The organism is Thiohalocapsa sp. ML1, assembly GCF_001469165.1.
Lineage (GTDB): Bacteria > Pseudomonadota > Gammaproteobacteria > Chromatiales > Chromatiaceae > Thiohalocapsa.
On sequence record NZ_JABX01000006.1, the window covers coordinates 59,766 to 86,023 of the forward strand.

23 protein-coding genes are annotated in these 26,258 nt (G+C 72.0%); 10 read left to right on the forward strand and 13 right to left on the reverse strand.

Annotated elements, in window-relative coordinates; genetic code table 11:
* Nucleotides 1-57 precede the first annotated feature (57 nt).
* Nucleotides 58-1,881, reverse strand: coding sequence for an asparagine synthase (glutamine-hydrolyzing) (asnB, locus tag ML01_RS05395; protein WP_058554381.1), 1,824 nt, complete (start codon nt 1,879-1,881; stop codon nt 58-60).
* A gap of 456 nt (nt 1,882-2,337) precedes the next feature.
* Here asnB and ML01_RS05400 point away from each other — a divergent pair, with 456 nt between their 5' ends.
* From ML01_RS05400 to ML01_RS05420, 5 genes are all read left to right on the forward strand, one after another.
* Nucleotides 2,338-3,639, forward strand: coding sequence for an O-antigen ligase (locus ML01_RS05400; RefSeq protein WP_156427571.1), 1,302 nt, complete (start codon nt 2,338-2,340; stop codon nt 3,637-3,639).
* A complete protein-coding gene (locus tag ML01_RS05405) occupies nt 3,639-4,748 on the forward strand; it encodes a glycosyltransferase (protein WP_058554383.1) in 1,110 nt (369 codons plus the stop codon). Before ML01_RS05400 ends, ML01_RS05405 begins: the two co-directional genes overlap by 1 nt.
* Nucleotides 4,738-5,850: a lipopolysaccharide heptosyltransferase II gene (gene waaF, locus ML01_RS05410; protein ID WP_254045143.1), complete on the forward strand. Its 1,113-nt coding sequence runs from the start codon at nt 4,738-4,740 to the stop codon at nt 5,848-5,850. Before ML01_RS05405 ends, waaF begins: the two co-directional genes overlap by 11 nt.
* A complete protein-coding gene (locus ML01_RS05415; protein ID WP_058554384.1) occupies nt 5,847-6,953 on the forward strand; it encodes a glycosyltransferase family 4 protein in 1,107 nt (368 codons plus the stop codon). The genes waaF and ML01_RS05415 overlap by 4 nt, the downstream gene beginning before the upstream one ends.
* A gap of 159 nt (nt 6,954-7,112) precedes the next feature.
* Complete coding sequence (locus tag ML01_RS05420; protein ID WP_058554385.1) at nt 7,113-8,561, forward strand: glycosyltransferase family 39 protein; 1,449 nt, start codon at nt 7,113-7,115, stop codon at nt 8,559-8,561.
* 12 nt (nt 8,562-8,573) lie between these two features.
* On the opposite strand, the gene ML01_RS05425 is transcribed toward ML01_RS05420, so the two are convergent.
* Complete coding sequence (locus tag ML01_RS05425; protein ID WP_058554386.1) at nt 8,574-9,725, reverse strand: glycosyltransferase; 1,152 nt, start codon at nt 9,723-9,725, stop codon at nt 8,574-8,576.
* A 199-nt stretch (nt 9,726-9,924) separates the two neighbouring features.
* Between ML01_RS05425 and ML01_RS30445 the strand changes: the two genes are divergently transcribed.
* A complete protein-coding gene (locus tag ML01_RS30445) occupies nt 9,925-11,481 on the forward strand; it encodes a glycosyltransferase family 39 protein (protein ID WP_058554387.1) in 1,557 nt (518 codons plus the stop codon).
* A gap of 62 nt (nt 11,482-11,543) precedes the next feature.
* On the forward strand, nt 11,544-12,851 hold the full coding sequence (waaA, locus tag ML01_RS05435; protein ID WP_058554388.1) for a lipid IV(A) 3-deoxy-D-manno-octulosonic acid transferase: 1,308 nt from the start codon (nt 11,544-11,546) through the stop codon (nt 12,849-12,851).
* Here the strand turns inward: waaA and ML01_RS05440 are convergent.
* The 3 genes from ML01_RS05440 to ML01_RS05450 all read right to left on the reverse strand — a co-directional run bounded on the left by ML01_RS05440 (nt 12,841) and on the right by ML01_RS05450 (nt 14,512).
* On the reverse strand, nt 12,841-13,422 hold the full coding sequence (locus ML01_RS05440; protein WP_058554389.1) for an isochorismatase family protein: 582 nt from the start codon (nt 13,420-13,422) through the stop codon (nt 12,841-12,843). The genes waaA and ML01_RS05440 overlap by 11 nt on opposite strands.
* 83 nt (nt 13,423-13,505) lie before the next feature.
* A complete protein-coding gene (locus ML01_RS05445) occupies nt 13,506-13,829 on the reverse strand; it encodes a rhodanese-like domain-containing protein (protein WP_058554390.1) in 324 nt (107 codons plus the stop codon).
* A gap of 14 nt (nt 13,830-13,843) precedes the next feature.
* Nucleotides 13,844-14,512, reverse strand: a complete 669-nt coding sequence (locus ML01_RS05450; RefSeq protein ID WP_058554391.1) for a protein-L-isoaspartate O-methyltransferase — start codon at nt 14,510-14,512, stop codon at nt 13,844-13,846.
* A gap of 207 nt (nt 14,513-14,719) precedes the next feature.
* Here ML01_RS05450 and ML01_RS05455 point away from each other — a divergent pair, with 207 nt between their 5' ends.
* Nucleotides 14,720-15,136, forward strand: coding sequence for a hypothetical protein (locus ML01_RS05455; protein ID WP_058554392.1), 417 nt, complete (start codon nt 14,720-14,722; stop codon nt 15,134-15,136).
* A gap of 48 nt (nt 15,137-15,184) precedes the next feature.
* Here the strand turns inward: ML01_RS05455 and proB are convergent, their stop codons facing one another.
* From proB to rplU, 4 genes are all read right to left on the reverse strand, one after another.
* Entirely contained in the window at nt 15,185-16,309 is a 1,125-nt protein-coding gene (gene proB / locus ML01_RS05460; protein ID WP_058554393.1) for a glutamate 5-kinase, read from the reverse strand.
* A 44-nt stretch (nt 16,310-16,353) separates the two neighbouring features.
* Complete coding sequence (gene cgtA / locus ML01_RS05465) at nt 16,354-17,427, reverse strand: Obg family GTPase CgtA (protein ID WP_058554394.1); 1,074 nt, start codon at nt 17,425-17,427, stop codon at nt 16,354-16,356.
* A 164-nt stretch (nt 17,428-17,591) separates the two neighbouring features.
* Nucleotides 17,592-17,858 carry a 50S ribosomal protein L27 gene (rpmA, locus tag ML01_RS05470; RefSeq protein ID WP_058554395.1) on the reverse strand — a complete coding sequence of 89 codons (267 nt, stop codon included), beginning with the start codon at nt 17,856-17,858 and terminating at the stop codon, nt 17,592-17,594.
* A gap of 6 nt (nt 17,859-17,864) precedes the next feature.
* Nucleotides 17,865-18,218, reverse strand: coding sequence for a 50S ribosomal protein L21 (rplU, locus tag ML01_RS05475; protein WP_058554396.1), 354 nt, complete (start codon nt 18,216-18,218; stop codon nt 17,865-17,867).
* 280 nt (nt 18,219-18,498) lie between these two features.
* Between rplU and ML01_RS05480 the strand changes: the two genes are divergently transcribed.
* Both ML01_RS05480 and ML01_RS05485 read left to right on the forward strand, forming a co-directional pair.
* Nucleotides 18,499-18,843, forward strand: coding sequence for a site-specific integrase (locus ML01_RS05480; protein ID WP_058554397.1), 345 nt, complete (start codon nt 18,499-18,501; stop codon nt 18,841-18,843).
* Nucleotides 18,836-19,162, forward strand: a complete 327-nt coding sequence (locus ML01_RS05485) for a hypothetical protein (protein ID WP_058554398.1) — start codon at nt 18,836-18,838, stop codon at nt 19,160-19,162. Before ML01_RS05480 ends, ML01_RS05485 begins: the two co-directional genes overlap by 8 nt.
* A gap of 950 nt (nt 19,163-20,112) precedes the next feature.
* Here ML01_RS05485 and ML01_RS05490 read toward each other — a convergent pair.
* The 4 genes from ML01_RS05490 to ML01_RS05505 form a co-directional block, all read right to left on the reverse strand.
* On the reverse strand, nt 20,113-20,322 hold the full coding sequence (locus tag ML01_RS05490; RefSeq protein ID WP_058554399.1) for a radical SAM-modified peptide, FtsH ternary system-associated: 210 nt from the start codon (nt 20,320-20,322) through the stop codon (nt 20,113-20,115).
* A 6-nt stretch (nt 20,323-20,328) separates the two neighbouring features.
* Entirely contained in the window at nt 20,329-21,375 is a 1,047-nt protein-coding gene (locus ML01_RS05495; protein WP_058554400.1) for a radical SAM protein, read from the reverse strand.
* A gap of 841 nt (nt 21,376-22,216) precedes the next feature.
* The gene (locus ML01_RS05500; protein WP_058554401.1) at nt 22,217-22,462 is read right to left on the reverse strand and encodes a UPF0175 family protein; all 246 of its coding nucleotides are present in this window, start codon (nt 22,460-22,462) and stop codon (nt 22,217-22,219) included.
* A gap of 189 nt (nt 22,463-22,651) precedes the next feature.
* Complete coding sequence (locus ML01_RS05505) at nt 22,652-26,218, reverse strand: WD40 repeat domain-containing protein (protein ID WP_082673981.1); 3,567 nt, start codon at nt 26,216-26,218, stop codon at nt 22,652-22,654.
* Nucleotides 26,219-26,258 lie beyond the last annotated feature (40 nt).

The following is a 26,258-nucleotide window of genomic DNA, read 5'->3' on the forward strand; positions in this document are numbered from 1 at the left end:
CGCTGCCGCGACCGTGCGTGCTCGATCCGGACCCCGGCCGCGGCTGTCGGCCGGCCCTTATTCGGCAATCCAGTCCAGCAGGTCCTCATCCGCGCGCGGGCGCTCGGCGTCGCCGTCGATGAAGAGCCGGTGCCAGATCGCGAACTGAAGCAGCCCGAACAGCTCGCGGTCGCCGCCGCGCCCGGCGCGGCGCGCGGCGACCAGCTCCGGGATGGCGGCGGCATTGAACCAGTCGCGGATGCCGCGGTTGCGCTGCAACAGCGCACCTAAATGGCTGAGTCTGTCCCCGGCGAGCCATTCCGCGACGGGCACGTGGAAGCCGCGCTTGGGCCGGTCCAGGTGTCCGGGCGGCAGCTTCGGTGCCGCCCAGCGGCGCAGCAGCCGTTTGCCAGTGCGCCCGCGGAGCTTGAGCCCGTCCGGCAGCGCGAGCCCGAGCTCAACGAGACGATGGTCCAACAGTGGCACCCGGCCCTCTAGCCCGAAGGCCATGAGCATGCGGTCGGTCTTCACCAGCAGGTTGTCCGGCAGCGCGGTGGTGAGATCGACGTATTGGCGCCGCTGCAGGTCCGACCAGGCTGGCGGCGTTGCCTGCCAAGCGTCCACGAAAGGCTGCCGCGCCCGCCCCGGCAGCCCCCGCAGCGCCGGCCCGAATAGCGCTCGCACCCAGTGCTGCGACCACTGCCCGCGGGTGCGAAAACCGCCGCTGCCGGGCCGCAGCAGGCCCTTGCCGAGCCGCTCGGCCAGGCTCGGTCGGTAGCGCCGATAGCCGGCGAAGGCCTCGTCGCCGCCTTCGCCCGAGAACACGACCTTGAGCGAGCGCGCCGCAGTCTCGGCGAGGATCGAGGTCGGCAGGCAGGCGTAGTCGCGCATGAGATCGTCCGCTGCCCAGATCGTCAGCGGCAGCCGCGCGCAGAGCTGCTCTGCCGTCAGTCGCAGTGCGGTGTGCTCGAAGCCGAACCAGTCCGCGATGCGCTCCGCGCCGTCCAGCTCATCCGCCATGGCGGTATCCTGGAAGCCCACCGAGAAGCTCTGGATGCGCCCGGCGCCGTGCTGCGCCAGCGCGGCGGCGAGCGTCGCCGAATCCAGCCCGCCGGACAGGAAGAGCCCGAAGGGCACGTCCGCGCGCATGTGCTCGGCCATGGCGGTATCGAGCAGCGCGTCCAGCGCCGCGGCGGCGTCGGCATCATTCATCGGTTGCGGTGCGATGTCCGTCAGCGACCAGTAACGGCGGTGCTCGACGGCGAGATCGGGGCCGATGACGAGCATCTCCCCCGGCAGCACGCGCTCGATGCCTTGGAAGATCGTCGCCCGGCCCGTGCTGAACTGCTGCAGCAGGAATTGTCGCAGTGCCGGGCCGTGCACCTGCGGCTTGCCCGGCAACAGCGGCAGCAGCGCCTTGAGCTCCGACGCGAAGGCGATGCGATCGGGCAGCCTGGCGTAGAACAGTGGCTTGATGCCGAGCCGGTCGCGCACCAAGATCAACCGCCGGCGCGCGCGGTCGTGCAGCGCGAAGGCGTACATGCCGCGCAGCACGTGCACCGAGGCGTCGGCGTGCACGGCGTAAGCGTGCAGAATGGTGGCCGAGTCCGAGCCCCGCGCCGGCGCCGGCGCGACGGCGCCGAGCTCGGCGTCCAGCTCGCGGTAGTTGTAGACCTCGCCGTTGGCAACGAGCGCGAGGTTGCCGTCGTTGCTCAGCATCGGCTGGTGGCCGGTGGCGAGCCCGATGATGGAGAGCCGGGTCTGCGCGAGCGCGACCCCGTCGGCGCAGTGGCTGCCGCGGTCGTCCGGCCCGCGATGGGCGAGCCGCGCCGCCATCGCCGCGAGCAGCTCGGGCTCGGCGGGGGTGCCGTCGCGCCGCATGAAGCCCGCTATGCCGCACATGGATGCGGCCTGCGTTGTGACGGGCGGGGCAGGTCGGTGGTCAAGGTCGCGGTGGGTCCGGTGGGGTGGTGCAAGCCCGGCTAGGCTTGTGGGCGCTTGGTACGCGGCATCTTGCCACGTGTGCGCGCCGCGCCATAGCGCGCCGACGTCCGTGGTGGGCGGCGCGTCTGCTACCATTCCGGCCGCGCGCCAGGGCGCTCCGGACATCGGCGTCCGGGCGGGCCGGGGGCGGCGACGCTTCAAAAACAAGTGGTTGCCGTCTCCATCGAAATCGAAATCGAAATCGGTACCGAAATCGCACCTCTCATCGCCTTACCCAATATCATGTCCGGTCGATCCCGATCCCGATCCCGATCCCGATTTCGATGCCCTTGACGTCGAGTTTCGCTGCGCTGATGCGATCCCGGGAGTGTACCGGTAGTTTCTGAACCGTCACTGACTGAGGAAGTGTCCGCCTTGAGCAACTGGATCGCGCGCCTGCAGCGCTTCGGGCTGTACCTTCTCGCATTGGCGCTCTTCCTCGCGCCCGCCGGCGTCTCCTGGGGGCTCGGCCTGCTTGTGCTGGGCTTCCTGATGGAGCTTGGCGTCCGCATACGGCAGCGCCGGCCGTGGCCCGCGTCGACTGCGCTCTGGCTCATCCTCGGCCTCGCGGTCTATGCACTTTTGCGCGGCTGGCTCGCGAACTATCCGGGCGGCACCTGGTCGGTCCGTTGGGGCGCTGGGCTGGATTGGGCGCAGCTCGCCGTCGTCGTGCCCGTGGCCTACGTGATCGGCGGCAATCAGCGCCGGCTGCTGCGCGTGCTGGCCTTGGCGCTGCTCGGGATGCTGCTCGGGGCAATGTACCGGCTGGACTGGGCGCTGCTCTGGGCGGACCCGGCGGCGTTCGCGGAGTCAAGACCCGGCTTCGGCGTGCCGACAATCGTGTTCGCGCTGTTCTCCGGCACGGCACTGATCGGGCTGTTCACCCTGCGTTGGCGCTGGTGGGGCGGGCGCCATGACTCTGTGCATTTGCTGCGGATCGGGCTGTGGCTGCTGGTGACGGCGCTGGTCGCGCAGGCCTTCCTGCTCACGCTGTCGCGTGGTGCCTGGCTCGCGCTCGCGGCCACTGCAGTGCTTGGGCTGCTGTTGGTGGCGAGCCGCCGCGGGCGCCGACGCAGCCCGCGTCTGCTGACCTGGCTGGGTGGTGGAGCGGTGGCGGTGCTGGTGCTGATGAACGCGGGCTCGATGGTGGAGCGCGTCACGGCGGAATTCGACACCGCGCGCGCGCTCGTGCAGGGGGAGGTCGGTTACGTGCCGGATTCCTCCTTCAGCCAACGCTGGCATGCGCAGCGCTTCGGCCTCGACCTCTGGCAGCAGCGGCCCTGGCTCGGCTGGGGCCCCGGCAGCGCCAAGGCGCTGCTCAAGGCCAGCGATGATCCGTCCGTGATGCTGACCGGCTACGGGCCGCTGGAGCACCTGCACAACACCTATCTGGAGGTGCTGGTGCAGCTCGGCGTCGTCGGCCTCCTGCTCTGGCTCGCGCTGTTTGCGGCGCTGTGGCGATCGGTGCAGTTGGCCTGCAGGGCCGGCAGCGTTGACGTCGATGTCGGCAATTTCCTGTTGCTGTCGCTCGTTTATCTCATGCTCTGGAGCCTGTTCGACTTCCATTCGATGCAACAGGCTTGGCGGGCCTACTGGGGCGTGCTCGCCGGGGGCATGCTCGCGGTCGGACTGTTCCCGCGCACCGCGCGCACCGAGCCCGGTGCGGGAGCCGGCTAATGCTGCCCGCGTTGTTCATTCGGCACTTCGAGGATGGGGGCGTCGAGCGCAAACTGACCAACCTGGCACGCGGACTGGTGCTGCTCGGTCAGCCTTGCGACCTAGTGGTAAGCAATGCGCGCCACGCATACGTGCAGGGCTTGCCGGCAGCGGTCACGCTGACGCCGGTCGGGGATGGCGAGGCAGCGCTGGACGCCTACCTGCTGGCGCGGCGACCGGATCTGGTCATCACCGGCAAGCTCGCCGATGATCGGGATCTGCTCGCGGCGCGGGAACGGCTCGGGCTGGGAGTGCGGCTCGTGACGACGGTGGGCACGCCGCTGTCGGCGAGCTTGCGAGCGCGGCGCTTTCGGCCGCTGCGGGTCTGGCGCGAGACGCGCCGGGTCCGGCGCGATTACGCCAAGCTCGATGCGGTGACGGCGGTGTGCGGCGAGGTCGCGGCGGATCTGCGGCGCCACTTCCTGACGGGCGAGGTGCCGCTGCGCGTGCTGCCGAATCCGACGTTGCCCGACGACTTCGAGCTGCGCGCCGCGTCGCCGTGCCCGCATCCCTGGCTGCAGCCCGGCGCGGGTCCGGTGCTGATCGCCGTCGGCGGGCTGCGCAAGGTCAAGGACTTCGCGACGCTGCTGCGCGCCTTCGCGCTGCTGCCGCCGGCGACGGGCGCGCGCCTCATCGTGCTGGGCGAGGGCAAGGAGCGCGCGCCGCTGACGGCGCTGATCCGCCGGCTCGGGATCAGCGACCGGGTGGACCTGCACGGGTTCGTGCCGGACCCCTTTCCCTACTTGGCACGGGCGTCGGCGCTGGTGTTATCGTCCCGGCGCGAGGGGCTGCCGAACGTGGTGGTGGAAGCAATGGCGCTGGGCAAGCCCGTCGCGGCGACGGACTGTCCGGGCGGTGTCCGCGATCTGCTTCAGGACGGTGCGCTGGGCCCGCTGACGCCCGTCGGCGACGCCGCGGCCTTGTCAGGCTCCATGGCCACGCTGCTGGCCGCGCCCGCCGACAGCGCGCGGCTGCGCGCGGCGGCCGTGCCGTACCGCATGCGCGAGGCGGCGGCGGCCTATCTGGAGCTGTTCGCCGCTCTGGCAGCCGGAGACGGGCGTGTCGCCTGACCTGGCCAAGCGTCGCGCACCAACGCCGGTGCCGCGCCGGGTGCTGCTCATCCGCCTGAGCGCCATCGGCGACATCGTGTTCGCCTCGCCGCTGATCCATGCCTGTCGGCGCGCGTACCCGGATGCGCATCTCGCCTGGCTCGCGCAGCCGGCCTGTGCGCCGCTGCTGCGCCGGCATCCGGAGCTCGACGCGGTCATCGAGTGGCCGGATGCCTTGCTCCGAGCGCGCTGGCGCGAGCGGCGTCCGGCGGCGCTGTGGGCCGAGCTCGGGCGGCTGCGGCGGGCGCTGCGGGCGCAGCGTTTCGACCTCGCGCTCGACCTGCAAGGGCTGTTCAAGAGCGCGCTGCCGGCCTGGCTCTCCGGCGCACCGGTGCGCATCGGGCTGGGTGCGCGGGAAGGCAGCCGGCTGCTGCTGACGCGCGTGGTGCCGCGGGCCGGGGATGACCGGCGCATCGGCTCCGAATACCGGCATCTCGCCGAGGTGCTCGGGCTGCCCGTCGATGACTTCGCGATGGCCGTGCCTGTCGGCCCCGCGGACGCCGCGGCGGCGCGCGATCTGCTGGCCGCACATGGGCTGGAAAACGGCTTCATCGCGCTGTGCCCGTTCACGACCCGACCGCAGAAGCACTGGATTGCGGCGCGCTGGGCCGCGCTTGCCCGCAGGCTCGCGGCCCAGACCGGCCAACCCGCGGTGCTGCTCGGCGGCCCCGGCGACCGGGCGGCGGCGGCGGAGATCGCCGTAGCTGCCGGCGCGGCGGTGGTGGACCTCGCCGGGCGCACGACGCTCCTGCAAGCCGCCGCCGTCATCGACCGCTGCGGGGCGCTGATCGGCGTCGACACGGGCCTGAGCCACATGGGCATCGCCCGCGAGCGCCCGACGCTGCTGCTGTTCGGCTCTACCTTGCCCTACATCGACACCGGGCGGGCGGATGCGCGGGTGCTCTACCACGCCCGGCCCTGCTCGCCGTGCCGGCGGCGGCCGACCTGCGACGGGCGCTTCGATTGCATGCGCGATATCGAAGTAGAAGAGGTCCTGGCGGCGCTCGCGGAGCTGCCGGGTGGGCCTTTCGCCGGCGCAGGCTCAGCGGGGCCACAGCCGTGAGGGTGCTGCACGTGGAGGGCGGCGCCGAGCTCTACGGCGGCGCACAGCAGGTGCTCTACCTGCTGGAGGGGCTCGCGCGGAAAGGCGTCGAGAGCCATCTTGCCTGCCGGCGCGGCAGCGAGCTCGCCCGGCGCGCGGCGCCCTTCGCGAGGGTGTACGAGCTGAAGCTCGGCGGCGATTTGGATGTCGGCATCGTGCGGCGGCTGCGGCGGCTGATGGCGGCGGCACCGCCCGACGTGCTGCACCTGCACAGCCGCATCGGCGCCGACGTGATGGGCGGCATCGCGGGCCGGCGCGCGGGCGTGCCCGTGGTGCATACCCGTCGCGTCGACAACCCGGAGCCGCGCTGGCTCGTGGCGGCCAAGTACCGGCTGCACGACCGTGTGGTCGCGATCTCCGAGGGCATCGCGCGCGTGCTGCTGGCCGAGGGGCTGCCGGCCGCGAAGCTCCGGGTCGTGCGCAGTGCCGTGGACGCCGCACCCTTCGCCCGCGGCTGCGACCGGGCGGCGCTCGCCGGCGCCCTAGGCGTGGACGCCGGCCGGCCGACACTGGCCGTGCTGGCACAGCTCATCGCGCGCAAGGGGCATCGTTATCTGCTCGCGGCGATGCCGGCGATCATTGCCGTGGAGCCGCGGGTGCAGGTGCTGCTGTTCGGCAAGGGGCCGCTGGTCGGTGCTCTGCAGGAGCAGATCGACACGGACGGGCTCGCGTCCCATGTCCGGCTCATGGGCTTTCGGGACGACCTGCCGCGGCTTTTGCCCTGTATGGATCTGGTCGTCCATCCGGCGATCATGGAGGGGCTCGGCGTGTCGCTGCTGCAGGCCTCCGCCGCCGGCGTGCCGGTGGTCGCGAGCGCCGTCGGCGGCATCCCGGAGGCGGTGCGCGACGGCGTCAACGGCGTCCTGGTGCCGCCGACGGACGTGCCCGCGCTGGCGGACGCGGTGGGCCGGCTGCTGTCGGACGCGGACGCGCGTCGGCGCCTGGGTGCCGGCGGGCAGCAACTCGTGGCGCAGGAGTTCTCGGTGGCGCAGATGGTGGCCGGCAATCTCGCGGTGTACCGGGAGCTGGTGGGTGCGTCGGCGCGGGTGACGCCCCGCGCTTGATCTGCAGCGAGGCGAAGCGGCGCCTTGATCAGGGCCGAGGGCCGAGGGCCGAGGGAGCTCTCCTCGGCCCTCGGCCCTCGGCCCTCGGCCCTTCCCCGCCCCTGTCATCGTGAAACTTGATTCATCTGCAAGCATTTGGCGCCGTCAAGGAACCTAGTCATGCTGCTGTCCCAACCGGGCTCGCAGACCACGCTACGCATCATTGCCGCGGCGCTCGCCTACTTTTCGCTCAATGCGCTGCTGCTCGGCAGTGTGACGCCCACGGCGGAGTGGGACCACGCCGAGCAGCTCATCCTGAGCCAGTTCCCGGCGCTCGGCTACAACGGCCAGCCGCCGCTCTATACCTGGCTCGTGCAGGGGCTCTTCGCCGTCACCGGTCCGAGCTTGTCGGCGTTGCTCGCGCTCAAGGCCGCGCTGTTGACGCTGCTCGTCGCCGGCGTCGCGCTGGCCGCGCGCGAGCTCGGCTTGACCCCGGCGCAGCAGTGGGTTGCTGCGCTCGGGCTCGCGCTGATGCCGCAGCTCGTCTGGGAGGACCAGCGCAACTTCACGCACACGGTGCTGGCGGTGGCCGTCGCGGCCTGGACGCTTGTGGTCTTCCTGCGGCTGCGATGGCGGGCGGACTGGTGGGGCTATGTCGCGCTCGGTGCCCTATTCGGCGTCGGGGCGCTGGGCAAGTACAACTACGGCATGTTCGTCGTGGCCCTGCTGGTCGCGGCGCTGTCGCTGCCCGACTGGCGACGGCGCCTGTTGTCGCTGCGCTTCGGCGTCTCGGTGGTCGTCGCGACGTCGCTGTTGGCGCCGCACGCGCTGTGGGTGCTCGGCAACCGTGCCGCGGCCGGGGAGGGCTTTCGCAAGCTTCAGATGCAGACCGGCGTTGGCTGGGAAACGCTCTTGGACCTGGGTGCCGGGCTCGCCGCCAGCCTCTTGCCGTTGCTGCTGCTGTCGCTCTTGGTCCGCCGCCGTGTCGGCAGCGCCGGCGGTGAGGTCGTGCCGGGCTGCCGGCTGCTCCGGCGCACGCTGCTCGTGGCGCTCTTGGTCGCCGTCGCGTTGATCATCGCGAGCGGTGCGCGCGATATCAAAGAGCATTGGCTGCAGCCGCTGGTCTTCTACGTGACGCTCCTGGTGGCCTGCTGGGCCGACCCGGACGGGCGTGGGCTGCGGGTCTTCGTCGGCATCGCTGCGGCGGCGCTGCTCGGTGTGTCCATCGCGTTGCCGGGGCAGGCGCTGTGGGCCGACCCCGCGCGGCCGTCGCGGCTGAACGCACCCTATGCGGACATCGCCGCACGAATCCGCCAACAGATCCCGCCGCCGGCGCTGGTGCTGGCGGACAAGGACCCGCTCGCTGGCAATCTCCGGCTCGCGTTCCCGACGGCGGTGGTGATGTCGGAGCGGAGCTTCTTCCCGGCGCGGCTCCCGGAGGGGGCTTGGCTCGTGATCGGTGAAGGGCTGGCGGATGCCCGATCGACGTTTCGCGGCTGGCTGCGCGAACGGCTGGGCGTCGGCGAGCTGGCGGTGACGACGACGGAAGCGCCGCTCTATCATCGGCCGGACGGGCGCCTGCGGCTGCAATGGGCGGTGCTGCCGGCGGGCGCGGACGTTGTTCGCTAACGGCCATGGCGATCAGCCGCGGCCGGCGGCCTGCGCGGCCAGCCGGTCGAGCAGCGCCACATAGGCCCGCGCGCTGACCTCGGCCCGGTAGGCATCGACGGCGGCGGTCAGCCGCTCGGGCGGCGGCGGTGTGTCGAGCACCGCGGCCATGGCGGCGGCCATGGCAGCCGCGTCGCCCACGGGCACCAGCGGTGCGATGCGCCCACCGTCTAGGATCTCACGCGGGCCGCTCGGGCAGTCCGTGGCGACCACCGGTGTGCCGAGGGCCAGCGCTTCCGTCAATACGTTGGGCGACCCCTCCCAGGCCGACGACAGCGCAAACAGGCTGGCCCTTGTCAGATAGGGGTAGGGGTTGCTCTGGAAGCCGGGCAGGTGGAGGTCGTCGCCGATGCCGAGCTCCGCCGCGAGCGCCAGCAGGCGCTCGCGCCAGGCGCCGTCGCCGAGGATCACGAGCCGGCACAGTCTTAGTGCGCGCAGCCGCGCGAACGCCCGCAGTAGGGTCGGGAAGTCCTTCTGGCGCTCCAGCCGACCGGCGCCGACGATGACGGGTGTCCCGGCGCGGCTGGCGTCGTTGAACCACGGGTGCGGGCAGGGCTCCGCCGCGCGAAAGGCCAGCGACGGCGTGATGACGGGATTGCGGATCACGCTGATGCGCTCGCGCGGATAGCGGGCGACGCGGACGGTGTCGGCGGCGACGCCCTCCGAGACGGCAACGATGTGCTCGATGTCCGGATAGAGCCGGCGGATGGGCAGGTAGCGCAGCCAGCGCTGCAGCGGATGCTTGTGCACCATGGCCGCGGACAGGTTGGTGCCGAGGCGTAGCGCCAGCGCCGTCGGTACCTCGGCGCGCCGGCGTGCCAGCACGGCGGCACGGCCGGCACGGTCCTTCGCGGCGAGCAGCACCGCCGGCCGCTCGCGCCGCAGGTGGCGGGCGAGGGCGCCGACCGCGGTGCGACTGTGGCGCGCGCCGAGGTCGATGCGGCGCACCCCGTCGGGCAGCTCCGCGAGGTGCGGGCTGTCGGTGCGGATGGTCAGCAGATCGACCTCGCGACCCAGCGCCGCAATGCCGTGCAGCAGGTTGACGAGCATCCGCTCGACGCCGCCGGCACCGGAGAAGGAGGCGAGAACACTGAGCCGCACCGGCGGATCTGGTTCGGGTGACATGAATCCTGCCGTTGCGGTTGCCGCCGGGCTGCTCCGCACGCGGCTGCGTGCGTTGACACTGATCTTGAGCAGCCGAAAACCGCATCTCCAGCCGGTATTGCCCTGCTCGCCCCGTTACAATGGCCCGCGGTGTGGCCAGTCGGGTGACCCCGGGGCCATTGTCCTATACTCGATCCCGCGCGTGAGTGAGGAATCATCGATGGCAAAGAAAACGAAGAATCCCGGGGAGACCGACGCCGCCGCGGCGAAATCGCCGCAGACCAACAGCCCCTTCCTCTGGCTGCTGACGTTGCTGCTTGCGGTGGCGTTCGTCTCCATGGGTTTGGTGGGGCATGCGCCATGGACCGAAGAAGAGGCCTATTCCCTCGCCGCGGTCGAGAGCATTCTCGAGAGCGGCGATTATCTGGTGCCGGAGGTGGACGGCGAGCCCGCGCTGGAAACCCCGCCGCTCTATTACATGACCAGCGCCGCCCTCGCGGAGGCGCTCGCGGATCGCATGCCGGCGCCGCAGGCGGCGCGTCTCGCCACCGGCGTCTACCTCGCGCTGACGCTCTTTTTCACGGCGCTGTTCGCGGGCGCCGCCTGGCGGCCCGGCAAGGAGCAGAGCGCGCCGGTCGGCATTGGCCCCGCGGCGGTGCTGGTGCTGATCAGCACGCTCGGCATCGTCTGGTACGGCCATGACATGTCGGCCGACAGCGCACTGATGGCCGGCATGGCCATGGGCCTCTACGGCATGACCATGGTGCCGCGCAAGGTACTGACCGGTGGCCTGTGGCTCGGCACTGGCGCCGGCATCGCGTTCATGGCCAAGGGGCTGTTCGGCCCGGTGGTGCTGCTCGCGGGCGTCGTGGTGATGATGCTGATCGGCATCGCGAAGCTCTGGCGCTATCTGCGCGGCATCGTCGTCGCCTTGTTGTTCGCGCTGCCCTGGCTGGTGATCTGGCCGATCCTGCTGCAGCAGCGCGATCCGGCGCTGTTCGATGCCTGGCTCGCCACCAGCTCGCTCGACACCTTGCTCGGGAGCTTCTCCCTCGGCACGCCCGAGCAGCAGTTGCAATGGCTGTGGATCTTCCTGGTCATGGCGTTTCCGGCCTGGCTGCTCGCCGTGATCGCGCTGGTGGTGCGGCCCGGCGCCCTGTTCGGCTTCGCCGGCGTGCGTGCCGCGCTCATCGTGGCGGTGCTCGGCTGGGCTGCGATCATCACCTCCACCGCCGTCGGGCTCATCTACGGGCTGGCGCTGCTGGTGCCGCTCGCGGCGCTCGGTGCCGGTGGCCTGCACCGGGTGCCGCGCTGGGTCGTCTGGCCGGTACACTGGCTGTCCGTACTGCTGTTCGGCGCGCTCGCCGTGGTGCTCTGGGCCGGCTGGATCTGGATCCTGTACCAGGGCTCGCCGCCGCCGATCGCCGGGCTCGCCAAGTACCTGCCGACGGACTACGAGTTCCAGTGGCAGCCAGCGGTCTATGTCACGGGCGCCGCGGTGTCCTTGATCTGGCTATGGGTGGTAATGCGCTTCCGCCCGTCGCGCCCGGCGGCGCTGCTGGCATGGCCGGTGGGCATCGTGATGTTCTGGAGCCTGCTTGCGCTGCACCAGCCGTGGATCGATGCCGCCATTGCCGAAGGCAAGCTCGCGAAGACCGTGCCTGCCGAGCTGCTGCCGGATGCGAGCCCTGCCGCTCTGCCCGCGGAACCCGCCCCGAGCGACACGCCCGCCGCCGGCGACGCGCCAGCGGCGGCCCCGGCCACGGGCCCGATGTAACGCGATCCGCTGCCCGAGCGGGCCGGCCCGCTCGGGCGCTTCGACAGCCGCCCGCTCCCGCCTTGTCTCGTCGTCTCTACTCCTTGCTCGTCGCGCTCGTCGTTCCCTTCGCGCTGCTCCGCCTGCTGTGGCGCAGCCGACGCGCGCCGGCCTATCGCGAACGCTGGCGCGAGCGCCTAGCCGCCGAACCGAAGCCGCCCCAGGCCGCGGATGTCTGGGTCCACGCCGTCTCGGTCGGTGAAGTGCAGGCGGCGCTGCCGCTGCTGCGCCATCTGCTCGGGCAGGATCTGCGCGTGCTGGTGACGACCACCACGCCCACCGGCGCCGCCCGCCTCAAGGAGCTGCTTGGCGATGCCGTGCAGCATCGCTATACGCCCTTCGATCTGCCCGGGATCGTTCGCCGCTTCCTCGGGCACGTGCGCCCGCGGCTCGTGTTGATCATGGAAACCGAGGTCTGGCCCAACCTGCTTGCCATGTGTGCGCACCGTGGCATCGGGACCATGCTCGTCAACGCGCGGCTCTCGGCACGTTCCGCGCGGGGCTACGCGAGGTTGCCGCGGTTCAGCCGGCAAGTCATGCGGAGCTTCTCGCACATCGCCGCGCAGTCGCAGGCGGACGCCGTGCGCTTCCTCGGTCTTGGTGCGGACCCCGCGCGCATCAGCGTGACGGGGAGCATCAAGTTCGATGCCCTGTTCGACACGCTGGAGCCGCCCGGGGACCTGACGGACCGCGCCGAGGCGCTGCGCCGCACCTGGGGTAACGACCGGCCGGTCTGGGTGGCGGCGAGCACCCGCGAGGGAGAAGAGGAGCAGGTGCTTACCGCCCATGCCGCGGTGCGCACCGCGGTACCCGGCGCGCTGCTGGTGCTGGTGCCGCGGCATCCGGAGCGCTTCGAGCGCGTCGCGACACTGGTGCAGCGGCGGGGGCTCGCGCTCGCGCGGCGCAGCCGCGACCAGACCTGCGGCGCGGAAACGGCCGTCTACCTAGGGGACAGCATGGGCGAGCTGGGGCTCTTCTACGCCGCCGCGGACCTGGCCTATGTCGGCGGCAGCCTGGTCCCCACCGGCGGGCACAATCTGCTGGAGCCGGCCGCCGCCGGCCTGCCGGTGCTGGCGGGGCCGCACACGTTCAACTTTGCGGAGGTGACCCGACTGCTGGCGGACCGCGGAGCGCTGCGCCAGGTCGAGGATGCCGACGCGCTCGCGGCTTGGGTCGGCGCCTGGCTCGGTGATGCGACCGAGCGGGCGCGCATCGGCGAGCTGGGTCGGCGCGTCGTCCATGAGAACCGTGGCGCGCTCAAGCGGGTCACGGCGCTGGTGGACGCCTGCCTCGTCGGCGACTGCGCGCCGCGGACGCCGCTTATCCCCTAAACATCCGCGACACCTCGCGGAACCGGGCGTTGGACGAGTCGCTGAGCCACTCAAAGGCGACGGACTCGGTGTTGGTGACGTGAATGCCGCTGTAACGCATGCGCTCCAGGGCGTTCTGCCGGTTCGCCGGGTGGCGCGAGCAGATGGCGTCCGCGGCCACGAAGACCTGATAGCCCCAGCGTTGCAGGCCGGAGGCGGTCTGCACGATACAGATGTGCGCCTCCATGCCCACCAGCACCACCTGCTTGCGCTCGGGCTGGCTGGTGAGCGCGCGCTCGAAGCCGGCCGCGGTGCAGCAGGAAAAGCAGGTCTTTTCCGTGGGCGCGGCGTCGGCGGGCAGGTTGTCGCGAATGGCGTCGATGGTCTTGCCTAGGCCCTGCGGGTACTGCTCCGTCGAAATGATCGGAATCTCCAGGGCTTGCGCTGCGTGGACGAGGCGGTTGATGTTGGCGACGCTGATCGCGACTTCGTCCTTCGGCATCGCGGCCGCGAGCCGCTCCTGCGCGTCAATGATCAGGAGCTGCGAGTACGCAGCGTTGCACAGCGGCATCGGGGCCTGGTGAATGCTCATGGCGGACAATGACCTCGCTCGTCTCGTTGTTGGGGCCGTGCACGGGCATCAGCCCTGGCCGACCTGATTGTTGTTGGCGCCCGTCAGTACGTCGCTATGTCCGCGTCGACCTCGCGCGCCCAGGCGTCGATGCCGCCCTGCAGGTTGATGACCTGACGGAAGCCGCGTTGATCCAGGAACAGCGCCACCTGCTGGCTGCGGATGCCGTGGTGGCAGATGACGACGATCGGGCGCTCGGCATCGAGCGCCGCCAGCGCAGCCGGGACCTGACGCATCGGGATGTGGGTGCTGCCAGTGAGCCGGCAGACCCCGACCTCCCAGCTTTCGCGCACGTCGAGCAACTGCGGTGCCGGCACGTCGCTGCGCAGCAGGGCATCGAGCTGCCGAGCCGTGATCTGTTGTACCACCTTGGGCAGGCCCGTTAGAACACGAACCGCTCGGGCTGCGGGACATTGCGCAGCGCCGGCACCGAGGTCTCGAACAGATCCTGCCGGCGCAGATCGGGTCCGTGTCCGACGCGGGTCTCAAGCCGTGCCTGCATCAACGGCTCCTCGCCGACGATGACGAAGAGCCGCCCGCCCGGGGCCAGTTGCTGCGCCAGCGCGGGTATCGGTTCGTCCGTGGGCACGGAGCCGGTCACGGCGATGACGTCGAAGGGGCCGCCGTCTACCGGGCCCGCCAGCGCATCGCCGGTGCGTACCTCGACCCGGCGCAGGCCCAACGCGTCGAGCCGCTCGCGCGCGCCCTCGGCCAAGTCGGGGTCGATCTCGACGCCGATGACGCGGCCGCCGAGCCCCGCCAGGCAGGCCGTGGTGTAGCCGGTGCCGGGGCCGATCTCCAGCACGCGATCGCCCTCGCGCACGTCGAGCGCCTGCAGCATGCGGCCGACGAGCTTCGGCGCCAGCATCGAGGTGCCCGCGCCGATCGGGATGTCCAGGTCCGCGTAGGCCAGTGCCCGATAGGCGCTGGGCACGAAGGCCTCCCGCGGGAGCTCGGACAGCACCCGCAGCACCCGCTCGTCGAGCACGTTCCACGGGCGCACTTGCTGCTCGATCATGTTGAAGCGTGCGATCTCGGCGGGTGACGTCATGGCATCTCCGACAAAAGCCTTAAATCGGGAGGGGAATGCAACCTTGGCAGGCTACGGATTTTCGCGGGCCGCGGCAAGCTGTCCGATGCCGCATCCATGCTGCACCCCGTCCGCATGCGTCCGACGGCAGGCGCAGGGTGCGCTGCCGGGTTGCCGCGTGCCGGGTACAATCGGGCACTTCCATGACCGACGTAATCGGGCACTTCCATGACCGACGTGACCACCAGCATGACACCGACACCGCGTATCCGACCCCGAGCCGCCTGGCTCGCTTGCCTGCTGGCGCTTGCGGCCGGGCAGTCCTTGGCAGAGGACGACACCGGCGAGGTCGCCGCCGCCCCCGCGGTGGAGGAGCCCACCGAGGAGGAGATCCGCAACGCCTATGCCGCGAGCCTCGCCGCCGTCAACGACCGCACCATCGCCGTGATGGGGGGCGAGGACGGGGCCATGCTGACGGTGGCATTGGAGGCCCTCACAAAGCTCGGCTGTCGCGGCATGAACCGCCCCGGCGCCCAGTATGACTGCCGGGTCGAGCGTCGCATCAAACAAGGCAAGCGCACGGCGAAGACGGATGTGGTGCAGTTGTGGCTCGCGCACGAAGACGGCGAATGGGTGGCGCGCTGAGACGGCCGCACGGCACGGCACTTGCCGCCGCACCCCATCCGGGCGGCGCTACACGAGCACCAGGTTGTCGCGGTGGATCAGCTCCTCGTCGTCGATGAACCCGAGCACCGCCTCGAACCGGCTGCTCGGGAGCCCCTTGATCCTTAGCGCGTCGCCGGCGTCGTAGTTGATCAGGCCGCGGGCCACCTCCTGGCCGCTGCCATCGACGCAGGCCACCACCTCGCCGCGGGCGAACTGGCCATGCACGGCCGTCACGCCCACGGCCAGCAGGCTCCTGCCCTGAACCCGCAGCGCCCGCACGGCGCCATCGTCGAGGGCCAGCCGGCCGCGGACGCTGAGATGCCCCGCGAGCCAGCGCTTGCGCGCCGCCTGCGGCCCCTGCGCCGGCACCAACAGGCTGCCGACGAGGGCGCCGGAGGCGATGTCCGTGAGGCTGTCGGCGCGCCGCCCTGGTGCGATGACCGTCGCGCAGCCCGAGCGGGCGGCGAGGCGCGCGGCACGCAGCTTGGTCACCATGCCGCCGGTGCCGAGCGCGCTGTTGCTGCCGCCGGCGGCCTGGTCCAGCCGCACGTCGTCGACGCGGGCCTCGCGGATCAGCGCCGCGTCCGGGTCCGTGTGGGGGTTTGCGGTGAACAGGCCGTCCTGGTCCGTGAGCAGAATCAACAGCTCCGCCTCGACCAGATTGGCGACCAGCGCGGCGAGCGTGTCGTTGTCGCCGAAGCGCAGCTCGTCCGTGGCGACCGTGTCGTTCTCGTTCACCACCGGGAACACGCCGATGCCGAGCAGCGTGCGCAGGGTGCTGCGGGCGTTCAGGTAGCGCTTGCGGTCGGCGAGGTCGTCGCGGGTGAGCAGCACCTGCGCCGTGTGCAGCCCGTGGCGGGAGAAGCCGTCCTCGTAGGCGCGGATCAGGCCCATCTGGCCAATGGCCGCTGCGGCCTGTAGCTCGTGCAATGCCTGCGGGCGCTTGTGCCAGCCCATGCGCGCCATGCCCTGTGCCACGGCCCCGGACGACACCAGCACCACTTCGCGCCCGGCCCCGCGCAGCGCGGCCATCTGCTCGATCCACGGGGCGAGGATGTCCGGGTCGAGCCCGGCGCCGTCGCGGGTGAGGAGCGCGCTGCCGATCTTGATGATCCAGCGGCGCGTGGCGGGGATCTGCGTGCGGTGGAACACGGTCGGGCGGGAGCTGAGTGGCGATGACGGCGCGCGCGGCCGGGTCAGCCGAGCGGATGCCACGGCGCTGCCGCCGCATCCGCCGGGGGCTCCGCGCGCAGCGGATGGGGTAGGACCGTGAGCCGGTCCATCAGCGCGGCCGCGAGCGCCGCGGTGCCGGCGCCGGAGGTGGCGGAGATGGCGTGCACCGGGCCTTGCCAGTCGAGGGCGTGCAGCAGCGCCGTGCGGCGCTCGGCGAGGGTCGCCTCGTCGATGAGGTCGGTCTTGTTCAGCACCAGCCAGCGCTCCTTGGTCGACAGCTCGGCATCGAAGGCGGCAAGCTCGGCGGCGACGGTGCGCACGGCGTCCGCGGGGGCCTGGCTGCCGTCGGGCGGTGCGATGTCCACCAGATGCAGCAGCAGCCGGGTGCGCGATAGGTGTTTCAGAAAGCGCGTACCGAGCCCGGCGCCGCCGGCGGCGCCTTCGATGAGCCCCGGGATGTCCGCGATGACGAAGCTCCGCTTCGGCCCCAGGCTGACGACGCCCAGGTTCGGATGCAGGGTCGTGAACGGATAGTCGGCGACCTTCGGGCGGGCGCTTGACAGCGCGCGGATCAGGCTCGACTTGCCGGCGTTCGGCAACCCGAGCAGCCCTACGTCGGCGAGCAGCAGCAGCTCCAGGTGCAGGTCGCGCTGCTCACCCGGCGTGCCCGGCGTGAACTGCCGCGGGGTCCGGTTGGTGCTCGACTTGTAGCGCGCGTTGCCGATGCCGTGGAAGCCGCCCGCCGCCACCAACAGCCGGTCGCCGTCGCTCAGGATCTCGCCGATGACCTCGCCCGTGTCGGCGTCCATAATGCGCGTGCCCAGCGGTACCGCCACCACCTCGTCGGCGCCGGAGCGACCGGTGCGGTTGCGCCCCATGCCGGGGCGTCCGGACTCCGCGCGGTGGCGGCGCTGATGGCGAAAGTCCACCAGCGTGTTCAGATTGACGTCGCCGACCAGGTAAACGCTGCCGCCGTCGCCGCCGTCACCACCGTCGGGGCCGCCCTTCGGGATGAACTTCTCGCGCCGAAAGCTCACGCAGCCGGAGCCGCCGTTGCCGGCCTCGACGCGAATCTTGGCTTCGTCGACGAATTTCATGGTGTTGGCTCAATGCCGCGGCGCGCGGTCTGCGCGTCGGCCAACGACACAAGCCCCGGCGGGGCGGGGCTTGTGGCGGAGTTCGGTCCTCGGCGGCGGCGCTAGCCGCCGCCGCGAGCCGGGCGATGCGGGTCTGCGTGCCCCGGGATGCGACTCAGGGCTGCTCAGCTCTCGGCGCGCGGTACAACGCTGACGTAGCGGCGGTTGCGCGGCCCCTTCACGTCGAAGCGCACCTCGCCGTCGGTCAGCGCGAACAACGTGTGGTCGCGACCGCAGCCGACATTGACGCCGTTGTGGAACGGCGTGCCGCGCTGGCGCACCAAGATGCTGCCCGCGGTCACGCGCTCGCCGCCGAAGCGCTTGACGCCCAGGCGCTTGCTTTCGGAATCGCGGCCGTTGCGGGAGCTGCCGCCTGCCTTTTTGTGTGCCATGAGCCTCTACTCCTCGACTGAATTCGTCGCGGCCGCTGCCGCCGCGCTGCCGCCGGGGATGCCGGTGATCTTGAGCTCCGTGAACCACTGCCGGTGGCCCTGGCGCTTCATGTGATGCTTGCGGCGACGAAACTTGATGATCTTCACCTTGTCCGCGCGACCGTGGCCTGCGACCTCGGCGGTGACCTTGCTGCCCTCGATGAAGGGCTTGCCGACGGTGACGCTGGCTCCGTCGGCGATCATCAGCACCTTCTCGAAGTCGATGGTGCTGCCGGTCTCGGCGTCGAGCTTCTCGACGCGGACCTTGTCGCCCTCGGCGACGCGGTATTGCTTACCGCCTGTTTCGATGACTGCGTACATGGCTCCAAATTCCATACCGACATGCGAGCGCCCTGATGTGGGGCGGCTCCAGGATAACGGGGGTGCCTGGACCGATCCGCAGATGACGCCCGCCGGTCCGTGAGAGGAGCGAATACGAGCAGCGAGCCTGGCAGCGGTCGCAAACGAGACTCGCCAGTATGGTGGCTAATGCCCAGTCCAGTCAAGCAGCCCTGGGCGTCGATTGGGCTCATCCGCACCGCCGAGACTTCGCGGGCGCCGCGCGCCGACACCGCCCGCGGCGCCGGCGAGCGCCGGCTGGGTGCGCGCACACTGCGCCTGCGCCCCCTGGGTCTTCTGCGACAGCAAGGGCCAGCGCATCGCCAGCATCAAGAAATCCTTCGCGAGCGCCTGCCGGCAGGCCGACATCGAGGACTTCACCCCGCACGACCTGCGCCACACCTGCGCCGCCTGGCTCGTCTCCTCCGGCAAGGTCACGCTGCCCGAAGTCCGCGACCTCCTCGGCCACAGCACCATCCGCATGACCGAGCGCTACGCACACCTCGCCCCCGAGCGCGTGCGCGCCGCGGTCGAAGTGCTGGACGAGGAGGGCGCGAGTGCCGGGCGGGCGTCCGGCCTGCGCGTGGTCGGCGGCGACGATGCCTGAGCGCGCGCGCTACAGCGAGCGTCGCGCCGCCGGCCTGTGCGTCGCCTGCGGCCAGCAACCGGCCGCCGCCGGCACCTGCTGCAGCACCTGCGCCGCCGCCAAGCGCGCCGCCGAAGCCGCACGCCGCGAGCGCCTGCGCCGAGCTGGAATCTGTGTGGATTGTGCCCGCAAGCCCGCCGCAAGCGCCGCCTACCGCTGCCCGACCTGCCTGGAGCAGCAGCGCCGACGGGTCAGCGTAGCCCCCTGCAAGGGGCGAGATGTCACGTTGGATGTCACGCTGCCTTGCCGCGAGATCGAGAAACCGGCGACAAGTGCTTGATTAGACTGGTGGGCGCGGCTGGGTTCGAACCAGCGACCCCTGCCGTGTGAAGACAGGGTCCGCCCGGAAGGGCACGTTTCTAGGTGCCGACGCTATCGGCGTTTTCTCGTTAAGTCAAGGGCTTGCCCGGCATGCTGCTCGGGCGGCCAGCCCTTTGGACGCCGGTCTATCCCACTTTTGAGCGGTTGGCGTGGGCTCAGGCGCGCAAATGCTAATGGTGCGTTTTGCACCATTCTTCCGACTCCAATCCTGCCGCAGCGTTGCGTTCTCGTGCCCACGGGGCTGGGTGGCGAATCGTTCGGATGACAGGACGCGGGGGTAGCGACCAAGCTTCTCGCCTCGGCGCCTGAAACAGACCCTTTACGGCGGTGGCCGCAGCGGCTTGCGCCGTCCGCGCCGCTTGGTTGGTTTCTGGACGACGCCGGCACAAACGGTCGCGTGACGATTCGATGCATGCCATAGGGAGCAACTCAGGCACTCGCCTGAGCCCTGCCCCTCCGCACGGCGCGACCAACGAAGGCACAACTGAGGCCGTCGTCACCAGCAGCGGCGAGGTGCTGGTCCGACAGCCCGATGGCTCCGCGCACCGCATCCGCGGGCGTGAGCTGCTCGGCGGCGAGTGACGTGCGGATGACGTAGAGGCGTCGGCGCTGTTGCCGGGGAATGCCGAGATCGCCACCGGGCAGCCGCGCGCATCGGTGAGCAGCCCGCAGTTGACCGGCAGCGTGCCGCGCTTGCCGTCGCGCGATTACACGCGCGCCGCCAGCGGGCAGGTCTTGCCCTTGAAGTAGCTTGAGGACAGGTCATAGAGCAACGCCCTGGCCGCCACCCGCGCGCCAAAATCTGCTCGTCGTCAGGTCAAGCCCCAAGGACGCAGCGTGAACTATGCGGAACGTGTCCGACCGGCGCGGGCCGGCGTCCCGCCGCCCGGTAGCGCGCCCCGGCAGGCGTCAGCCGCACAGCATCTGCTCGATCTCTTCCGGGCTCAGCTCCGCGAGCAGCCGCTCGAGCTCCTGCACCTGCATGGCGTCGCCGAGCACCTCTACGCCGTCCGCCGAGGCGCGGATGCGCAGCCGCAGGCGCCGTCCGCGCGGGTCGGCGGCGTAGTCCTCGGGTTGAATCAGGTCGGGCAGGTCCGCGACGAAGCGCCGTGCGGTCATGTCGTTTCAGCTCCAGACCCCGGCGAGGGGTCGCCCGCAAGCCGGGCAGCCGTCGCCGTGGAGTCGGTTGTCGGTGAGGCGCCAGCGCCCGCGCTCGATCAGCGCGGCGCCGCAGCCGGGGCAGCAGGTGCGCCTGCCCGCGTCGCCGAGGGCGCGCTCCACGTAGACGTGGCGCAGGCCCAGATCCCGCGCCATCGCCACCGCGTCCGCCAGCAGGGCCGGCGGCGTCGGCGGCAGCGCGGCGAGCCGATGCTCCGGCAGGAAGCGTACCAGATGCCAGGGCGTCTCCGGCCCCAGGGCCAGCACCCGGCGGGCCGTGGCGCGGATGGCCGCGGGCCGGTCATTGATGCCGTGGATCAGCGGCGTGCTCACCTCCAGCCAGACCCCGTGCCCGCGCAGCCCCTCCAGCGTCGCCAGCACCGGCGCCAGCGGTGCGCCGGTGAGGCGCCGGTGGCTCGCGTCGTCCGCGCACTTGAGGTCGACATTCACGGCGGCGAGGCAGGGCGCGAGCAGGTCCAGCGCCGCCCGGGTCAGATAGCCGTTCGACTTCCACAGGATCGGCACCGCGCCGCCCTGCGCCTGCGCCGCCTGGTGCAGCGCCAGCGTCAGCTCCGCGGCGAGCCCCGGCTCCGAGTAGGACAGCGCGATGCCCGCGCCGCGCGCCGCGGCCGCCGCCAACAGCGCGGCCGGGTCCGCCGCGGCGCCGGTCCAGGGCAGGTCCGCGTCCCGGCCGTACTGCGACAGCGGGGCATTCAGGCAGTAGTCGCAGCGGAAGGTGCAGCCCGGCGCGGCCAGGGTCAGGGTCGGCAGCCCCGGGCGAAAGTGATACAGGGGCTTGCGCTCCACCGGCTGCCAGTGCCGCACCGCGCTCGCGAAGGTCGCCGTCTCCAGCACCCCGCCGCGCCGCCGGCGCACCCGGCACGCGCCCGGCCCATCCGCCGGCAGCACGCACGCGCTCGGGCAGAGGTCGCAGACCAGCCGCCCCCCGTCCCGGTGCCACAGCACCGCCGGCCGCCAGCTCGGCCCGCCCGCGTCCTGCCCCGCGTCGCTCATCGCATCGACCTCCGAATCAGGTGGTGGACAAGGGCGATTCCGCCGGCTCGCGGCGCCAGGCGCCGCCTTGCCTTCCGGTGCCGAGGCTCACCCTTTCCTTCTGGTGCCGAGGCTCCGCCTCGGCACCGGGCGCGGCGGCTCTGCCGCCAGTGCGCGGCGCCGGGGCGGCAGAGCCGCGAAGAGGCGTACCGAGGCAGAGCCTCGGTACGAGCTGAAAAAAGAAGGCTCGGCTCGCACGGAGGCACGGAGACACGGAGAAGAGAAGAATTCTGCCTCCGTGGTCGCCGTGGCTTTGCGGCTCCGTGTGAGCCCTTCTTCCTTCTGGTGCCGAGGCGGAGCCCTGGAAGGGCGTCCAGGCCAGCGGCACGGCGCGGCGTTGACGCACCGGCACGATGCGGCCGGTGGCGCCTTCGAGCTCCAGCAGGTCCGGCGGGACATCGAGCCCCATGACGTGCCGCAGTCTGCCTCGGCACGCCTATTCGCGGCTCTGCCGCCCCGCGCTGCGCGCCGTTCCCGCGCCTGAGCGCACCTGAGCGCCTGAGCGCACCTGGGCGCAGAGCGCCCGCGGACGCGCGACACCGCTGGAGCGGTGTCGCGAGAGTGAATGACTGCTGCAGGCGACCCACAAGGCCATGATCAACGACCGGCCGGATCTCGATCCAGGATGCCGTTCGGGCGGCCACCGCGCCCGGAATCTGATCACCATGGTCGGTCAGCTCCCGGAATACGGCCTCCGGAATCACGATACGACCGAAGATACGTTGCATCAGGTCCAGCCGACCCACCGCGGCCAGGTTTGTAACAGCGGTGGTATCGCTCACGTGAACGGGCGGCGATCGACTCATGAATCGATGCCGCGTCGCAGTGTCTCCAGGTCGGCGTCGAGCGTCTCCTCGGGGTAGTAGAGGTCCACGCCGGCATGAGCCAGCAGACGTTGAAACGCGATCTCGCTGAGCCCGGTTATCCTGCAGCCGTGACCGAGCGTGATCCTGCCGTCTCGATAGAGTGTGATGGCGAGTGCCTCCAGCAGCGCCTGCTCATCCAGGCTCTGGCCGATGAGGATCTCGTCCGGAATCGTCAGTTGCATCGTGTGGCTCCTGGAGTTGCGCGTGCCGACGCGCCGCCTCGGCTCTTCGCCTTGGCGGCTTTGCCGCCGGTTCTTCGCAGCCTGGCCGGGGTCGGTGCCAAGGAGGATTGAGGCTCACGCGGGGCACGGGGGCTTGATCATAACTCCGACCATCGCGTGGACGGTCCGCGAAGCGGACGACCCTACAGCTCACGCGATCAACCGTCCGATGGCCGCCGCCACGCGGCCGAGCTCGTCATGCCCCAGGCACTCCCAGCGCTCGCAGTGGCGGGCGAAGGCGGGGTGGGTGCGGGTGTCGCAGCGGTAGCTGTCGGGCGCGCTCGGGCGTTTCGGCGGCGGATAGCGGACGAACAGCGCCCGCAGGCCCGGCAGCGCCGGCAGGCGCTCGGCCTCCGCGGCGAAGAAGCAGTGGGTCAAGAGCAGCACGATGGGCGCGAGGGCGTCGCCGTCGAGCCCGGCGAGCAGGGCCCGGGCCTTGGTTAGGCAGGCGACGGGGTCCGCGGGCTCCAGGGTGCGGGCGGTGAGGATCTCGAGCCGCCCGGCCGGGTGGTCCAGCAGGTGCAGCTGGTGCGCGCCGGTGCCGAGCAGCACGGCGGGGATGCGCCGGTGCGCCAGGGTCTCTGCCAGGGCATAGGCGCCGGGGCGGGTGAGGGCCTCCACCGGGCCGTAGCAGGCGGGGCCGGTGTCGAGCAGGATCAGCGTCGGGCGCAGCCGCGGCGGCTCGCGGCCGGTGCGGGCGCGATACAGCAGGCCGCCGTTCAGGTGCCGATGCAGCAGCAGCGCCGGCGGCAGCGCGAGCTGCGAGGGCAAGAGCGCCGTCACCGGCCCGCGGCTGGCGAGCCCGGCGCGGTCAAAGCCGGCGCCGCCGCCCTGCGCCGGCCCGGCCTCCACCGGCGCGATGCGGGTCGCGAGCAGCCGGCGCTGCGGCGCGGCCAGCGCCGGCAGGTGCCCGACGCGGTGGCGCAGCCGCAGCACCAGGCCCGGGTCGGCGGCCAGCGCCCGCGGGCCCAGCGCCGCCAGCAGGGCCAGCAGCCGCTCGTCCACCGCGGCCAGGGCCGGCAGCAGAAAGCCCACCGGCGGCGGCGGCGCCGCGGCCGGCACCGCCGGCGCGCACAGCGCCGCGTGCAGGCGCTCGGCGAGTTGGCTTGGGGCGAGCGCCGCGGCGGCGTCGGCCCCCCCGTGGGTGCGGCTTCCAGCCGCGAGCGGCGGCGCCCAGGCCGCACCGCCCGGCCAGGGCCCATCCCGATTGCTGAGCAGCAGCGCCAGCAGCGCGGGCCAGGCGCCGCCGGGCCAGCGCAGGGCGCGCAGCCGGGCGAGGCCGGGGTGCACCGCCACCGGCGCCAGCGGGCCGTCGGGCTCGGCGGCGGGGGGCAGCCGCCCGGAGAGCAGCGCATGCAGGTCCGCGAGCAGCGACAGCGGGCAGTCGATGCCGAGGCGGTGCAGGGCGGACCACAGGCGCGGGAGTGGGGCGAGGGCGGCGGGGATGACTGTGGGTGCCGCCGCGGGAGCTGAGGTGGGAGCGGCCTCCGGCCGCGCCGCGCCGACGCCCGTTGCCGGCTCGGCCGCGATCGCTTCGTCCGCGGCCGACGGGACGCTGGAGCGTCCGCCCTGGCTCCCACGCTGGAGCGTGGGAGCGAGGTGGGCTGGGCGGCCTGGGCTTGCCGCGCGCGCCGGCAGGCTGTCGCGGGTGTCCCAGAGGCGGAGCCCATCCCCGGCGCAGGCGGCGGCGAGGAAGGCGCCGTCCGGGGACCAGGTGAGGTGGCTCCCATACCCGCGCTCGAAGCGGAAGCAGTGCAGCTCGGCGCCGGTGGCCGGGTCCCAGAGGCGCACGGTCTGATCGCTGGAGGCCGAGGCGAGCCGCTGGCCGTCCGGGCTGAAGCGCAGGCAGAAGGCGGCCTTGGTGTGGCCGGTCAGCCGCCGGACCTCGCGGGCGGGGCTGGTCTGCGCGCCGGCGCCAGGCCCGGGCAGGTCGGCCCAGAGGCGGATGCTCGGGTCGGCGGTTGCGCCCGCCGAGGCGAGGAGCCCCGCGGCCGGGCCGTGCCGCGGCGCGAAGGCGACGGACCAAACGTTGTCCGCGTGCCCCGCCAGCACCCCGAGGGCGCCGCCGCGGTCCGGATTCCAGAGCCGGACGCGTTGGTCGCCACCGCCCGAGGCGAGCAGCCGCCCGTCGGCGCTGAAGGCGACGGTGAGGGCGGCGCCGCGCTGGCCCTCCAGCCGCGCGACCTCGCGGCCGGCGCGCGGGTCCCAGAGCCGCACCGTGCCGTCGTCCGATGCGGAGGTCAGCAGCGCCGGCGCGGTGGCGTCGCCGGGGCGGAGCGCGATGGACCAGACCGTACCCTCGTGACCGGTCATGCGCCGCACCTCGGCGCCGCCGGCCGGGTCCTGGATGCGGATGCTGCGATCATAGGAGCAGGACAGCAGGCCCAGGTCCGGGTCCGGCAGCAGGTCCGTGATCCAGTCCTGATGCGCGCGGGTCTCCCACAGCAGGCGGCCGTCGGCGAGGTCCCAGGCGCGCAGCCGGCCGCCGAAATCGCCGCTGTAGGCCCGGCGCCCGTCGGGGCTCAGCGCGACGGCCGTGACCCGATCGTCGTCCGTCCCGCCGCCGAGCCGCCCGAGCGAGCCCGGCGTGGCGTCGTTCGGCAGCCCGGTCGGCACCCAGGGCGGGGGCGGCGCGGGCTCGGGGTCCGGCGCCGGCGCGCGCCCGACCGTGCGCGCCTGACGCGCGAGCCAGTGCGCGAGGCTCGGCTCGGTGCGCAGCGCCGCCGGCCGCGCCGGCTGCACCAGGTCCGTGCAGTCCCAGAGGCAGACGCTGCCGTCTTCGGACACGGAGGCCAGGGTGCCGTCGGGGGCGAAGGCGACGGACCAGACGAAATTCTCGTGCGCGTCGAGCCGTGCCAGCTCGCGGCCGGTCTCGGCGTCCCAGAGGCGGACGGTCTTGTCCCCTGAGCCGGAGGCGAGGATGGGCCGGCCCGCGCCCGGGGCGAAGGCGACGGAGATGACTTCGCGCTTGTGCCCGGTCAGCACCCACAGCTCCCGGCCGCTGTGCGGGTCCCAGAGGCGGATGGTCCGGTCGCTCGAGCCCGAGGCGAGCAGCGGGCGGTGCGGGTCCGGGGCGAAGGCGACCGACCAAACCACGTCGGAATGCCCCTCCAGCCGCCGCAGCTCGCGGCCGGTGGCGCAGTCCCAGAGCCGAACCGCACGGTCAGAGGAGCCGGAGGCGAGCAGCAGGCCGCCGGGGGCCGCCCGCGGGTCCGGGCTGAAGGCGACCGATCGGACCAAGTCCCAATGGCCTTCCAGCACGCGCACCTCGACCGCCCGTTCCGGGTCCCAAATCCTGATCGTGTAGTCGTGCGAACCCGAGGCCACAACAGTCTCCGATGCGCCCTCCCAGATCGCAACCGATGCCATCCAACCCGTGTGCCCCGCCAGACGGGCAAGCTCATCGCCGGTCTCTGCGTCCCAGAGCCAGATCGAGCAAGCATCGTGTCCGGACCCGGCAGCGACGAGCTGCCGGGCCCGTCTGTCGGTTCGGCGCCTCTCCGACGTAGCGACCGATATCACCCAGTTGTTTCCCACATCTCCACGCCAAACGACCTCGCCGGTACGGCTCATCTTGTACAGGGGGCTGTCATTGCCGCCGGCAAAGAGCCATTCCCCATCCGCCGACCAGGCGCAAGCGAGCAGCGGCGTCTCGCCCGGCCGAAAACGCCGCAGCAGCCGTGCGCCCCCCGCCGAGACCGCCTGCGACAGGGTCATCCTGAGCACCGCACCGGCGCCGCCCGGGTCCGCCGGCCTT